General features: G+C 29.4%; 12 protein-coding genes. All 12 read right to left on the bottom strand.

Going from position 1 to position 16,036, the window contains the following annotated elements; genetic code table 11:
- Positions 1–1,158, bottom strand: coding sequence for a beta 1-4 rhamnosyltransferase Cps2T (gene cps2T, locus MKO96_RS17670; RefSeq protein WP_240588230.1), 1,158 nt, complete (start codon positions 1,156–1,158; stop codon positions 1–3).
- The gene (locus MKO96_RS17665; RefSeq protein WP_240588229.1) at positions 1,159–2,475 is read right to left on the bottom strand and encodes a glycosyltransferase; all 1,317 of its coding nucleotides are present in this window, start codon (positions 2,473–2,475) and stop codon (positions 1,159–1,161) included. It lies immediately after the preceding gene.
- 133 nt (positions 2,476–2,608) lie between these two features.
- On the bottom strand, positions 2,609–3,910 hold the full coding sequence (locus tag MKO96_RS17660; RefSeq protein WP_240588228.1) for a glycosyltransferase: 1,302 nt from the start codon (positions 3,908–3,910) through the stop codon (positions 2,609–2,611).
- 32 nt (positions 3,911–3,942) lie between these two features.
- Positions 3,943–5,289, bottom strand: a complete 1,347-nt coding sequence (locus MKO96_RS17655) for an O-antigen ligase family protein (protein ID WP_240588227.1) — start codon at positions 5,287–5,289, stop codon at positions 3,943–3,945.
- A gap of 1 nt (position 5,290) precedes the next feature.
- The gene (locus tag MKO96_RS17650; RefSeq protein WP_240588226.1) at positions 5,291–6,526 is read right to left on the bottom strand and encodes a hypothetical protein; all 1,236 of its coding nucleotides are present in this window, start codon (positions 6,524–6,526) and stop codon (positions 5,291–5,293) included.
- Positions 6,527–6,655: 129 nt separating this feature from the next.
- The gene (locus MKO96_RS17645) at positions 6,656–8,113 is read right to left on the bottom strand and encodes a lipopolysaccharide biosynthesis protein (RefSeq protein WP_240588225.1); all 1,458 of its coding nucleotides are present in this window, start codon (positions 8,111–8,113) and stop codon (positions 6,656–6,658) included.
- A 144-nt stretch (positions 8,114–8,257) separates the two neighbouring features.
- The gene (locus MKO96_RS17640; protein WP_240588224.1) at positions 8,258–8,890 is read right to left on the bottom strand and encodes a GNAT family N-acetyltransferase; all 633 of its coding nucleotides are present in this window, start codon (positions 8,888–8,890) and stop codon (positions 8,258–8,260) included.
- A gap of 65 nt (positions 8,891–8,955) precedes the next feature.
- Positions 8,956–10,014, bottom strand: a complete 1,059-nt coding sequence (locus tag MKO96_RS17635; RefSeq protein WP_240588223.1) for a GNAT family N-acetyltransferase — start codon at positions 10,012–10,014, stop codon at positions 8,956–8,958.
- Positions 10,015–10,249: 235 nt separating this feature from the next.
- Positions 10,250–11,329, bottom strand: a complete 1,080-nt coding sequence (locus MKO96_RS17630; RefSeq protein ID WP_240588222.1) for a glycosyltransferase family 4 protein — start codon at positions 11,327–11,329, stop codon at positions 10,250–10,252.
- Between the two features lie 57 nt (positions 11,330–11,386).
- Positions 11,387–12,775, bottom strand: a complete 1,389-nt coding sequence (locus MKO96_RS17625) for a phenylacetate--CoA ligase family protein (RefSeq protein WP_240588221.1) — start codon at positions 12,773–12,775, stop codon at positions 11,387–11,389.
- 13 nt (positions 12,776–12,788) lie between these two features.
- Positions 12,789–14,759, bottom strand: coding sequence for an alginate lyase family protein (locus MKO96_RS17620; protein WP_240588220.1), 1,971 nt, complete (start codon positions 14,757–14,759; stop codon positions 12,789–12,791).
- 26 nt (positions 14,760–14,785) lie between these two features.
- Positions 14,786–16,027 carry a UDP-N-acetyl-D-mannosamine dehydrogenase gene (wecC, locus tag MKO96_RS17615; RefSeq protein ID WP_240588219.1) on the bottom strand — a complete coding sequence of 414 codons (1,242 nt, stop codon included), beginning with the start codon at positions 16,025–16,027 and terminating at the stop codon, positions 14,786–14,788.
- Positions 16,028–16,036 lie beyond the last annotated feature (9 nt).

Raw genomic sequence — 16,036 nt, 5'->3', positions numbered from 1 at the left:
TTATGACTTTAAAAATAAAGATTCATAATCATTTACGATTTTCTCCCATGAGTATTCATGGATAATTCTATCTTTCGCCTTACCACTCATCTCACTAATCTGCTCTTGCGAATATTGCTCAACTTCATGAATTAAGTTAGTTAAAGAGCCACTTTCTTTAGTGAAATAAACAGCTCCTTCTTCCCCAACCTCTTTATTAAACACTACATCTAAAAGCATATTTAATTTTGTAGAAGCCAGTGCCTCTAATAATGATGGATTCGTTCCACCTACTTCATGTCCATGGAAATATGCAAATGCATTCTCACGAACTTTCTTCAATAATTCTTGATCATATACAGTTCCAACAAACTTAACACGAGGATCTTTATCAAAATTCGTCGTTGCCAATAAATCTTGATAAAATTGATTTTGTTCAACGTTAGAGATAATAACAAAGTCTTTCTTAGAATCTGATTTCATAAATTCGCGAACCATTAATTCATAGTTGTTCTCTGGAACAAAACGACCGACTACTAAGTAATATTCATTAGCACTTATATCATGTTTCTTATACCATTCATTTAATTTTACATCATCGTCTTTCAAAGATGATGATGTGACATCAGCACCATAAGCAATGAATGTCGTCTTAGGGCTAAATTGTTTATAATCTGTTTTAATATATGACTCAATTCCTTTAGAATCACATACTAATACATCTGCATGTTTAACCATTAATTTCTCAGATATTTTCCAATATGTTCTGATAGCAGGACTCCATTTACTTCTTTTCCACTCATGCCCATCTGGATTTACAAAAACCTTTACGCCCATTTTTTCTAATTTATTTTTATAGAAAGAAAAGAACGGGCCAATACGACAAGCAAGCACGTAAACAATACAATTTGTAAGGTTATTTCTTTTAATATAACGAATGCACTCTTTTAAACTTAAAATATCGTATGCTACTGCTTTAGCACTACCGATTTCAGGTGTTTTTACATTAAAGCATCTTGCACTATTATGCTTGAACTCATCATTATTATTAGCTAGGCAAGATACGTGATACTGAATATCTTCGCTTTGCTTTCGAGCTGTTAAGTATTCTACAAATGTTTCGAATCCACCATATTTTGCGGGAATTCCTTTAGATCCGATGATAAATACATGTTTCATTTATTCTTCTACTCCTGCTCTTACCTCGTGATATAGGTTTATTATTTCATTAGTATGTTGTTTCATAATGTAAGGGAATTTCACTTTTGATATATTTTCATTTATCTTCTCTAATACCGAAGGATTGTCCAATATTAAAGACAATTTATTTGCAAAGTCATTTCCATCCGCCTTATAAATAAATCCAGTTTCTCCATCTTCTATTAAGTCCTTAAATCCGACGTGTTCAGAAAGTATGATAGGAACACCATAAGATTGAGCCTCTAGGCCAATAAATCCAAATGTTTCTTTCCAAACGCTTGGAATAATTAATAAATCAATTTGATCAAACATTTCCTTCAACTGACTATATTCATATCGACCATGAAAAGTATAATGCTCTGGACTATAGGTTTCTGGATTATTTATAAAATCACCATATACATCTAAGTGCCAATTTTTATATCCATTCCCTTTTAAGGAATCCAACGTATCCTTTAAAGCATAAAAGCCTTTATACACATCTATTGGACCCAAATATCCCAATCTTAAAATCGAGCTGTTTTTCTTTCTAGAAAAACGCTCTCTACGGTGATCATAAATATTGCTATGACTAATGGAAATGACTTTTCCTTTTAAGTCTAGAAAACTTTCAAACTGTTCTTTTGCAACAGAACTATTAAAATGGAAATAGTTTATTAATTTAAACACTTCTAAATAATACTTGCGTAACTCTACATATTGAATAGCTAGATTATCATCTAATTTTGTTACCTTTTCCGGTATACTAGGTACTTCTACACTCTTTTTAACTTGCTTTTTTTTAAATTCCCTTAGTGATTTCACAATAATACTATCCTTTAAATATCTATATGGATATGATTGCATAACATAAATCATCGGAGAACTAAGAGCATTAGTATTACACGATAGACAATTACGACCAGAATTGAAATCTTCGCAAATATTTCCTTCCGCATCCATGAGATTAACCTTGGGACAAAGACCAAAATAATCATGTGTAGTGAATACTAGCTTTATAGATAGATCCTTTGCTACTTCAAAAAACTCTTTATGTATTCCCATCAAAGTATGCACGTGAATTACATCTGGACTTATTTTCTTTAAATACCCTTCATAAATTTTCTTCTCCACTTTTTTCATAAATAGTTGTGGTTGATTAATACCATTTAACAGGGAAATAGGTAAGGGGTTTACAATCTCGTAAACCCCTATGTTTCTATATGATTTATTCTTTTTAATAGCTAGTTTGCTTGAAGTCGTAAACTTTCCAGGATATAGAAGAAATACATCATGCTCGATTAATTGTTCAAGCATTAAGTCTACCGAATATTTTGTTAACCCACCTGTACGAAATGGGGGTAAACCTAATGAGATATGCAGAATCCTCATTTTAATCCCACCTCTATTTCAAAAATACCTTCAACAACATAAAACATGTTGTCTATAACTATCTTTTAATAGATAGCTTCTCTCCTAAATCTTTACCAACATTAATCCATTTATAATCCACTGCCGGTCTATTCCAAGCCTCATTTGAAACTTCTCCTACTGAAGTAGCATATAGAGATTTAATTGCGTTCAAAATACTATCTTCTTTGTTCAAAACTGTAGGCCCTTTATCAACTTGGTTTACAAGATGACTTAATTCATCACTTTCATCCCCTAGTATTGTCCAGATAGGGGCTTTACTTCCTAGATATTCATATACTTTACCAGGAACTTGAGTACTATTTTTATTTCCATATAATAACAACACATCAGCATATACTACATACTTTAACGCTTCCTTATAAGGAATTAATGGTTTTATTGTTACATTTTCAAATTCTTTTAATTTCAACTCGTCTTGTTGCTTGTCAAATTGACCAATAAAAATAAAGTGTAATTTATCAAACAAACTCTTGTTTTCAATTTTCAATTTATCTAATGCATCACACAATGGAGTAATATCACGTAATGATTTATATATAGTACCGGTATGAACAATATTAATCTTTTGCTCTTGCAATTCTATCGGCTTTTCTTCTTTTTCCTCTATATTGCGATATAAGTTTTCATCATAACCACGGTATACAATATCGGTAATCTCCGGCTTTAAATTATACTTACTAATATACATCTCTTTTGTACTATTAGTAGTGAAAAGTAATTTATCCACTTTTCCAATAATACTCCTCTCAATCTTTTCCTCTATAAACGTTTTAAAGCTAGACCTTTCTTTTCTTAGGCTATCTCCATTCCAAGGGTCACTCCAATAACCCACCCATGGCAAATGGGGATAAGCCTTTTTTAGTTTATATGCAACAACATGACTAGAAGGTGTTTCATGCATAGAAAATATACAATCATATTCTCTTTCTTCTAGCAACTCTAATGCTTTTCTATAAGCTGGATTAATCCATTGTAAAAAAGGATCTGGAATTAGAATATTTCTTTTTACAAAACCAGCAATTTTCTTTTTTAAACTAGAAGTCTTTTTACCATTGATAGAGCTTCCAAAATTGTGGATTGGTTTCTTTGTATAAGAAACGTTATAAAGTAAGCCAGGATTTACTCGATGAACACGTACCTCCTCGTCAAATGCCCCTTCTAAATTTTCATCATAGGCAATAGAATCTTTTGGATAATCTACAGCAATCACATCTATTTCATTTCCTAAACGGCTTAAATAGTTTATATAATTTAATGCCCGTACATTCCCTGAACCAATAAAAGGAGGGAGTTGCGTCGCAATAAATAAAATTTTCATTGTATCATAACTCCTTTTATATCATTTAACATTTATATACCTACTTTCTTTTTACTATTAAAGTTATTTTCATAAAAAATCAAACCAAATGTAAGGAACATAAATATAAAAATACACACATTATAATATTGGTTAGGGTTAAAATTTGAAGTAATAAAATTCCCTGTAAATAAAATTATAGGAAACCAAATATCCTCTTTAAATTTTTTAATAAGAATTATAAACATATAAATATAGACAAATAAATATGCAATAAGGCTAAATATTCCTTGCTCTACAAGAACATTTAGAAATTGTGAATGTACAACTATATCTTGAAAACCATAATACATATACGCATTATAAATATACTGTCCTGCACCAACACCTAAAGAAAGATGAGCCATAGCAATTTCTATAGACTTATCAAATTGAACAAATCTGTTTGATTGCGTCGCTCCCCTATCTAATATTAATATTTCATATACGCTATCGTATAATATATATATAAATATACAGAAGAAAATCATACATAAAATTATAAGCATAATCCTAGTAAATATTTTTTTATAATTTAAATCCTTAAAATATGTGAAAAAGATAAATATTAAAAACTCTACACCAACAGCTAAATACGCAATTCTCGTCAAGGTTAACAATATAAAAATACAATTTAATATAAAAGCCGTTAAGGTAATTAAATTTCTATTCTTATAAAGATAGTATAATAGTACCGCAAATAGAATTGTACCTAAATTACCAGCACCATTACTTGCACCAACAACTCCCCATACCCTTTTAACAACTTTTACACCTTCCGTGTAATCTATACTTGCATTTGGATTAGAAAGTAAAAAGCTCTTATTAAATATATATTGCATTATTGAAAGCAATGAATTCACAATCGAAAATACTAATATTGATTTGAAAATAATTTCATTGCCTTGCTTGTTATTACTATTTTTAGAAGTTAAGTAAAACCATACAAGTAAAAATAGAGTTGTTAAAAAAATCAGCAAATGATGTACAAATAAGTCTATATCATATATTTCTAAAGTATTATATTGTAGAATTATTAACGCAATAATGAATGTATACACAAACCCCATTGTATAGAAGTAGCTTCTATTTCTATTATTAGCTCTTGGTAAATAAACTCTTTTGGTTCTTAGTAACATGGAGTAACCAATTAGTGCTAATACTATCATTAACATAATACTAGAAAATAAATGTATATATACATATTCTATGCTATTGATAAAAAATTTATAATCTAAATTCACAGAAATGGTTATTAATATCAACACAATTCCAATTCTATTTGAAACTCTATTTTTAAACATAAACAACATGAATATATAGACTAAAAACACAAACATAATAAATAAAATTTTACTCATTTTAATAATCACCAATTCTTTTAGTTGAAAAAGATAAACTATATTCCCCCTGAATAATAGGGATATTCACTTTATTATTTCTAACTTCAATTTTTTCGCCATTAGGCAATAATATAGCTTCCAAGTTAATACTATTTATTCTTAATGTTAAATTATTCATTTTAAGATCTCTTTTAAAGGGGCAATTTATAATAAAGCTATTCTTTTTCTCATTTACTTGAATCTCTATATGATCTCGAAGGTAAACATAATCAGCCAATTCACTACCCGTACAATACCATACATTCTTGGTTTTCAAATAATTAAACAGATGCAACAGGCTATATTTATCATCAATGATATTTGGCGCTTGTCTTCTACCGTCATCTCGAGAGGGGGCCATATGTTCTTGAATACTGATTACCAATTTATTTTCTAATAAGTAATCTACTGTTTTCATTCTTTTTTTTATTAGACTTCCTTTAAGAGCTTTTTTTATTAGATCTTTAAACGATTCAATCTCTTTCTTTAACAAATCATTCATTAATGCCCCATTTACAGTCGAAGGAATGTCTACTACTTTATTTTTCCCAAAGTATTTAATATCATAATTTGTTAACGGATTAAAGTCTTTCCCACCTATGGCACAGTTTGATTCTTCCTCAAGCCCCTTGTTCCAAAACCTGCACCACCAAGAAAAACCTGCTTTGTCTATACTGTCATCTGAATATTGATTACTTGCATATCCACAATACTTCCCACCCTTAGCATACTCTCCTGTGGTATCCTTAAAAATCTCGTTACCATATTCAATTGTTGCAACTGCTTCTTCCACACTTTCAAATAATTCCCATTCTTGTTTAAAGTCATTATTGGTTATTCCCACTTTACCATGGGTCGTCCCATGATATGTAAGCTCAAACTTAGGATTTTGATGAATTTCTCTAAAAAATTTTTTAGTCTCTTCATCGCAATTTATAAAATTTGAAACAGAGGGTATTTTAGGGTTTTCAATCATTCCTACTCTAATACCCACAGGAACAAAGAAGGTAACCTTCACGTTTGGAAAAAAAGAGAGTATGTCTTCATTTAAAAATCGAAAAGAAGAATTATCTTCATTCTTCCAATAACCCCAATCTTCCCCTAATTCCAGTTTTCCATTATTAGTAGTATCTACCCATACATTTGCTAGATCATCTATCATAAATAAAACTGGGGAATCTGCATCATTAAACCACTTACATATACTGATATTCATAACATTTTCTCCTCAATAAAGGTTTGATTCTACTCCCAAAACCGCAATACTTGTTAGTACCATTTTTTAATGCCTACATTTACATACATTTAATTCTAGAATTTTAGTTATGGATATTTTTTAGTGAACTCACTTTTTCCTTCTATTGGCAATTGAGTCAAATAATCTTTTTATTTCTTTTACAGTAATGAATCTAAATAAAATTAATAACACTACATATACTAAACATAATAGTATGTCTAAACAAAATTCGGCATATAAATTTCCTATAGGAGATATTAAAGTTATATAAACTCCATATAGCAAAAGAAATATAATAAAATATTTATATGGGTACCATAGCCCTAGACCTAAACTATAATATTTTTCACTAAAATAATAATAAAGAATGTTTGCTATTAAATAGGCAATAATTGTTGCAAGTGCAGCACCATTAATACCTAATTTAGGGACGAGCAAAATATTTAATACTATATTTATAATGGCGGTAATTACAACGATAACTGAATTTAATAGCATTTTATTAGCAATATGTAACCCTAAAGAATAAAACTGCCCCACTCCCCACACAAAATATGAAATCGTGATTAGTGGGATAATCTTATAGGCACTTAGATATTCATCAGTAGCTAAAATACTTATAGCTATCTTACCGAAAATGGCTAATCCAAAGATACAAAAACACCCTATAATATTATACCAATGAAACATTTTTTGTATTTTTTCTTTACCGTTAGTTTCCTTATAAACTTTGAACTTAAAAGATGTAAAAATTTGTGCAAATGGCGTAATAAAAACAGGATTTATTAACATTCCTATTTTATAAGCTATTGAATACATTGCCACTGCTGAATAGCCAACCATACCTTTTATAAAAAAACGGTCAACTAAATTTAATATCCATGCTGATACTTGTCCGAGTAGCATCCCTCCTCCATAATGAAGCATTTTTTTCAAATAATGCTTCTGGATTTTAGGCCTGTATTGTTTTAAATTTAAAATAAACAAAGCAATAAACACTATTAAATTTGAAAGTAAAACAGCTTTTAATATACCAAGAATCCCTTCTCTTATTATTCCAACAAAATAAGAAGCAAATAATAAGGTTAATACTAGAATAACTAACTGTATAATTGCTGATTTAAAAGCTTTGAATTCCATTGCATAAAAACTAGAGTATATAGAAATTAAACATGTTAAGATGGAACTAATCACCATCATCCTTAGATATAAAGCTATCTGCGGGTCCCCATTAAAGACGTATTTTGAAACAAATGGGCTTACAAAGTATACAATTATAAAAAAAATGCCTCCCCATAGAAGCGAAAAATTTAAAGCCGTATTTTTTAAGTGATACTTATTTTTAACATCATTAAAAAATCTTTTCATCCCAGAGTATACTTCAAGTGTAATTGCTAATGACAATAGTTGTTGGATTGTATTTAACAATTCATATTTCCCATATTCTACTTGGGCTAAGTTTTTTGTATATAAAGGAATAAGTAGCATATTTATTACTTGGGTTAAAATTGCAAAAACTACATAGATTAATCCATTGGATGCTACCTTTTTATTGTCCATATTCATATTTATTCACTAATCCCCAGTTATCTGTTTAATTATAAAAAACCATTCATATTTATTGCCTGATTAAATCGAGTCCTTATTATTTAATTTTTTAAAATATATTTTTTAATTGTTCAACCTATTAAAATTACAATGCCGAATTATCTATACGTTAGCTACATGTGAATTTTTCGAAATAGTTTTTCTAAACTTAGAAAAATGGATATAATAGTAAGAAATACATTTATTAAATCCTATTGATATATACGTCCGCTTCGAGTACATGTTATTACTTAATATATTTACTATAGCAACTGAACACTTTAGTTCCTTTGCCAACTCTAACCGAGATAAGACTGAAAATTTATGAACTCCCTTACCTCGTTTGTCGATAAAAGTATAGTCATCAAATAAATAAATTGAGCCTTCATTAACTTTAATATTACTATTTATAGTTCCATCTCTTGTTTCACCATGGGCAATATGAAAATAACCACATATATTTCCCTCTTCATCTTCCACAACATACGGTAAATGTACCTGACTATGGAGAATGCGTTCTTCCAAAATTTTATATTTATTATCACTTAATTCATCGCTATATAGATTTTTGACACTAGTAAGATGTGCTATATTCATACGCAATAGTCGATATGGATAAACTCCCTTACCACTAGTAGAATTATACTTGGTTAAATCTAATTGATAACCATGAGAGATGGTAAGAATTTTTTCTCTTATGCTTCTAAATGTACCTCGTACACCCTTATTTTTGAGCTTACTAAATAATTCCATCACCTATTACTTTCACTCTTTTCCTTATTAGGGTTCTTTCATACTTCGTATACCATATTTAATTCATTTTACTTTTTTTGTCTTATTAAATGTCTTTTATAATAAATAAAACTAAATAACGTATTTCCTTTTTTTGTATAAGTATATATTTCCTCAATATCTTTCATAAATTTCAACTTATAAAAATCAGTACCAGTACCTTCAGAATGTAATTTAATTCCTTTATTAAAACTGTCTCTAATACTTTGTTCTACTGAAATAGTACCCAATTCTAATCCTCTAAATTCTCGATCATAAGATGCGTCAAAGCAGAATTTTATATTATTAAAGAAAAAGTTTAATCTATAAGCTACATTTTTCTCATCTATACTACAAAATACAACTTCGCTATTCAGACAGTTACTAATAGTTTTTACAAAATCTCGTTTATCCTTATCCAGATAAATACAGCCCTTTTCATCTTCTAACTTTGTCTTTGAGATTCTAATAATATCATTAAAATCATCCTCACTTAGCTCTTTTATAATAGAATTATACTCTAACTGCTGCTTGCCCATCTTATTGAAAGCTGTTCTAATATTTTGCTTTAATTTCTTCGAATAAACTTTATCCCGATATTCTTCAAAATTATCATATTTATTAATAGATAAATACGGGCAACCTGATAGAACAGATATATTCTCACTATTTAAATTAAAATTCTTTGTAGATTGTGGTATATAGCTCAATTGTAGCAAATCAAATTTTTCATTTTCATATAAATAATTAAAAATTTGCTCTAAATCTTGTTCTTTTATATCGCTACCTATAATATCAATAAAAGTTCCAGCCCACTGTTGTCCTATAAATTCTATCAAACTTAATTTAACACCATACTTTTTACGTGTTACTTTCATAAATGGTGCTATTGCTACTAATTTTGAATTTTTATATAAGAAAATAACCATTACTTTCTTATCATAACCAAATTGATTATCCTCTCTCTTGTAAAAAACATCGATAAAATTTTCAATCCAAACAAAAGAAGACGTTATATTTCTATGCTTTGCTTCATTTTCAAATTTAGTCCACTCATTTTTTTTACTACGTATAGCTTCTAGCGTATTACAAACATAGATCTGATACATTTAAACCTCCACGCGCATCATATTTATTGGTTCCTTTATACAAATCCCATACAAGAACATAATCCGATTTCAAATTTAGATATGATTAAAAACAACCATACAATCAAAAAAACTTCTTTTAAAAGCTTGATGGCAAACAAACCAACACTTAAAGAAGGTGACATAACTTATCATTAGAATTCTTAGACTAGAAAAAACACATTTATTTTGATTTTTGGAACATGCACTTTATATATTAAGTTATATTTATTTGCTTATATATTCTTAATAAATTCTCACCATTATCATCCACACTTATATTTTCAACACTTTTTCTATATCTCTCATAATTCTCCATAACTTCGCTTACCGTTTTATATAAATCTTGATGGTCTCTTGATTTAAAAATTATTGTTCCATCTGGTCTCTTGCAAACATTACTTGCAATTGCAGGAATTCCGTAATATATTGCTTCCGCAATAGAAACCCCAAATCCATCCACATTGGTAGGCCTTATAAACAGCTTACTCCTTTTAACTATCGGATAAAACTCTGTATCTTTCACTTCAAATAACAGAATTTGATTATCTAGACCATACTCGTTAATTCTTCTCTTCAATTTTTCATAATAATTTTTCTCATCGTCATTTTGGCCTTGGACATCCAGCACAGCAAATAGTAATTTAACATGCCTTCCATTTAAAGTTAGCTCTTTAACCAAATCTATCAATAAATCAATACCATATAAATCTTGTCCATTATAAAATCTAACGCATCCATTAGCACAAATTATAAAGTCTTTACTTTCAATAAACTCCTGAATATTTGATGGTATTTTCTCATAGTCCTCTTTTGATTCTATAGGATTGATATAAGCAGAAAGAGTAATTATTTTTTCTTTATTAAATCCTAAACCAATTAATTCTTTTGTATTTATTTCGTTTACACATATTATCTTATCAATTTTTTTTAAGCTATTAATTAATAAATACCTCACTATAGTTCCAGAGCTATTAATTTGATCAACTAGACTTTGACCATGTACAGTAAGAATAATATTTTTACCTAAAATCTTATATAAACCTAATAACATCCTTAAACGTTTATCCAAAGAGTGAAAGTGAATAATATTTCCTTTTAGAAAGGGAATTTTAAAAAGGAACATTTTATATTTCTTGATAGCATATATGTTCCTATTTAAATCTTCTTGTTTGAATTCATCATAAACGACACACTGTATATCCTTACTTTCCAAATATGCTTTCATTCTTTTAATATGAACAGAAATACCCCCCATAGGTGGAGGATATGGACCTATAATATTAATTTTTTTCAAGTATACTCCCTCTCTCTACTACACTTTCATCCTTAAATCTACATGATTTTTTAAATTCTATTTTTGTAAATCAAGATGCTGTATCAGAAACTTATGCTTACCTCTTTTAGTTCTTTCAATATCATCAGTAATCTCTATCTCCACATCCAATGTGTCACTGGTTGCTTTACGCATTTTATTTATTATTTCTGACTTATCCTCTTCATTTAATCTTTGCTGCTCCACTATCTTCACGATAACTTTTCCTTCTTCAAATTGCTCCAATTGCATAGATCTTATCTTGCTAAAAGCATAAAAATGCTGTGCAAAAATAAGGGCTGTTAGAGATACCTTCGCACCGCTATAAGTAATAATTTGTTCCAGTTCCCTTCCCTCAAGACCCTTTATTAGTTTATAGCTTCTCCCACAACTACAATTAGTCTTGGTATTAATTGCAATATCCCCTGTTTTATATCGTATAAAAGGCATTACATAGTTATTTAAGTTAGTAGCTATAATTTCGCCTCTTTCATTTTCTTCCGTAACATATTTACCTTGTTCATTAATTAATTCGACTACACCATATTCACTTTGAATGTGATAATAATCACTTTTTTCACATTCTCCGGCTATACAACAATGCTCTGTATGTCCATAGAAGCTAAACACCCTTACTTTAAAAGCTGCTTCTATATTTGTCCTCTGAAAATCATATAATTTCTCAGAAGAACATAATATAGCTTTTAAATTATTTACCTTTATTCTTTTACCCTTTTCTAACAAAAATTTCGATAAAATATCAATTGAAGAAGGATATGCCTGAATAAAATCAGGATTAAACTTTTCTATTAATCCAATGTAACGGTGTATATTTTCTTCCGTTAAATCATATGATGATAAGATAAGATTTCCACCATCATATTCAGCAATATCCCCTTTCACACTATTGCCCCTTAATATCACAAAACGATTTCTTTTTTTCACATCATACCCCACCCGTTTCCATAGATGAGTAACAAATGCCCATTCTCTTGGACCTGCAATCTGCTTATTTTCATAAAATCCTAATGGTGTTCCTGAGGAACCTCCTGTAGTTAAATATAAAAGATCTTTTTGGCTAATTTTTTTAGAAATTAAATCATTAAAGTTTTCCTTTATAATATCCTTTGTTAAATAAGGTAATTTTTTCAAATCTTGATGAGTCTTAATTTCTTCTGGTTTTAATCCTCTTTCATCAAATACATTTTTATAATATTCAACATTTTCATATGCATATTTTAGCAGTTTTTGTAATTGTTTAAGTTGGTACTCTTGTTGTTTTTCTTCTTTCATTTTTTCACGAATTTCCAACTCTTCATAAATACTTCTAAAAACTTTTCCATGTCTATAATAATCAGGGATTAAATCTCGAAAATACTTAATAGGTTGAAGTACTTCTTTTGGTAATTTTTTTAATATACGTTTCAAACTGATCATCCTTTTAATTAACAAACGTTATAGATGTTTCTAAAAAATTTCTACAGTGTTCCACAATAATTTTTTTACTTTTTCTCTTTATACCATAGCTACTGGAAACATATATATCTTCTATTTTTATAGTTACATCCTCATTAAAATCAATATTTATATTGAGATTATTTTTACTAATACATATTTCATTTGCTGTATATCTTAATGAGGATGCAGGATCCAATATTAAATTTATTTTATAAGAAAGCTGGTTCCTCTTCCCAAGTAATTCATCTTTAATATACATATTATTTCTCTCTAATAAAAAGCTTCTTCTATGAATGACACCACACTTCTTTAGATACCCTTGATGTTGACCGACAAATTTATTAGTATGAGTTTCTATACACTCTGAAAATGTTTGCTCTTTCATATAAAATAAATTTTTAACGTCAAAATCATTCTGTTCATAATTAAGGATTTCCAATGTATTATGCATAGCTGTACTTCTAAATAAGTTACGCATTTTATAATCCCCAGTATAAATAAAAGCACCTGGGTCAATAAAAATATCTTCCCCATCTATATTTAGAGTAAAACTTAATTGATCGTTATGACTGTGTACTCCTTCACCTCTAAAGGAATTTTCCCCGCAACGAATACAGCAATATGCTCTTTCATTTCGAAGAATATAATACCCTCCATTTTCAAAAGATTTAGATCCTAATATCGGCATGATTTCGTTATTATTCCATCCCCCAGTTAACCACAAGGCCTCCTCTTTATAAGGAAATCCATAGTATCTAAAGTCGTCTCGATCAAAATATTCTCCACTAATAGCTAATAAATGTCTGAAATCATCTTTAATCCATGAGCCATACTGAGAAAAAATAATTAACCTTCCATCATCCGCATCACCAATTAACGGACTTCTGCCATTAGGTTGTGTAAGGTGCATAATAAATTCACACATCTTTTCTAAGCGTTTTAAATATCCGGTAGAAAAATTAATATTATTTTTGGTACATAAAATAGTCGTCATTAAAAATAATTCTGTGACTAGTCTATGATAAGATGTGGAGGCTTCATAATTTGTTCCATCTTCATTTACTTGAACATACATTTCTTTCTCTAACTCTAGAAAACCATACTCTAGCCAACGTTTAGGATTGTTTTCATTCCATATACCTGAAACTTTAAAATCCCCAAAGTATATGCCTATCCAAATTAATCCTATAATATTAGACAAATAATGATTCCCAGTATAATCACCTTTATTCTCCAAATTTTTATAAATAAACTTTCCATGGAGATAAAGATTTTTATGAAATTTCATCCAAAACTCTTCGCTTATTTCTATAGAGTCTTTAAAGAGATAATAACCTATAATCCAATTTACCGCCCGTATTGCTACATCCATCGTACATGTCCAGTTTACAGACATTTCAATAGGATTCTTCTCTATCCAATCTAATAGTTGTTCTTTAAATTCTCTTGCATATTTCTCATCTTTAGTTATCCAGTATGCCTTTCCTATGGTAGGAATATATTGAAATCTAGATAGTTCCCACGGAATTTTCACATCAGCATTATTACTTAAATCAACTATTTTTATATCTTTATAAAATTGATTTTCCCAAACAAATCCTGTTTTAAAATCCTTGTTCCATGGTATTTTTTCACCTAATTGGACATCTCCAGAACCTAATAAATTAAAAATATGATTACATATTTTATCTGCATCCCTAATAGTATCTGCTTCCACATCTAATTTTTTCAATTTTTTTACATAATCTAATTTCTCTTTCGTTTTAAATAAAAAGTTACATAATGGTTGAAAGTCTTTAAAATTTTCTTTCTCTAAATCAATTAAATTCTTCGAAACAATTATTTTACGTCCCTTATAATATATTGCATCATATGATTTTCGAGCTACCTTGCGAGCAATTATATGAACTGGTTTTCCCTTCAACTTGTGTATCTTCTGTAAGAAGCTTGACATTCTTACCCTCCAAAATAGTTTATAAATTATTTAATAAATCCTTTTGTATCAATAACAACTTTCTCTTTTAATTGATCAAAGTCAATTGAACTAAAAACTTCGTGATCAACTAATACTAAAATAATATCTGATTTAGCTACAGCTTCTTCAATTGAAAGAAGTGAAATTCTCTTTTCTTGAAGAGAGACTGGTAATTCATTTACATGTGGCTCTACTGCAATAACTTCTCCTACATTAGATGCCGCTAAATGTTTAACAATTTCTAGGGCAGGGCTTTCACGTAGATCATCAATATTTGCTTTAAACGCTAATCCTAAACAAGCAATTACTGGATTTTTGAATCGATCTGCTTTTTCTTTGACTTTTTCAACCACATACATTGGTTTATAATCATTTACATTTCTTGCAGTATGTATAAGTTTTGCCTCTTCAGGTGCAGCATCTACAATAAACCAAGGATCTACAGCAATACAATGTCCTCCTACCCCTGGACCAGGTTGTAAAATATTCACACGCGGATGACGATTTGCTAAACGAATTAATTCCCAAACGTTAATATTTAGCTTATCGCAAATTAGAGATAGTTCGTTTGCAAAAGCGATATTTACATCACGGAATGAATTCTCAGTTAATTTCGCCATTTCGGCTGTTCTAGCATTTGTATCCAAAATTTGTCCCTTTACAAACTGTTTATAAAATTCAACCGTACGCTTTGTAGACTCTTTGTCCAATCCACCAATAATACGATCATTTTCTACTAGCTCTTTCAAAATATGCCCTGGCAATACACGTTCTGGACAATGAGCTACATAGATTCTTCCTTTATCATTATGCATTTCTTCAGAAGTTGTTAAATCCGAACGTTCTTCTAAAATCCATTCTGCAACTTTTTCAGTTGTACCAATTGGACTTGTTGATTCAAGGATAATAATGTCTCCATTTTTTATAACATGAGCAATTGTTTTTGCAGCGGCTTCTACATATGTTAGATCTGGTTTATGTCCATCTTTAAATGGCGTTGGCACTGCCAAAATGAAAATATCTGCTTCTTCGGGCTGTAATGAAGCTCTTAATTTCCCACTTTGTACCGCTGCTTTAACTAAAATATCTAAGTCTGGTTCATAAATATGTACTTTACCACTATTAATCATTTCCACGGCATTTTTATTTACATCCACACCATGTACTTGAAATCCTTTAGTTGCCAGTAAACTAGCAGTTGGTAGCCCAATATATCCTAGACCCATTACACAAATCTTTTTATCCATTCTTTCAAC

It is taken from the genome of Bacillus sp. ES1-5 (assembly GCF_022487605.1).
Taxonomy (GTDB): domain Bacteria; phylum Bacillota; class Bacilli; order Bacillales; family Bacillaceae_G; genus Bacillus_A; species Bacillus_A wiedmannii.
This window is presented reverse-complemented; position numbering and strand designations above follow the sequence as displayed.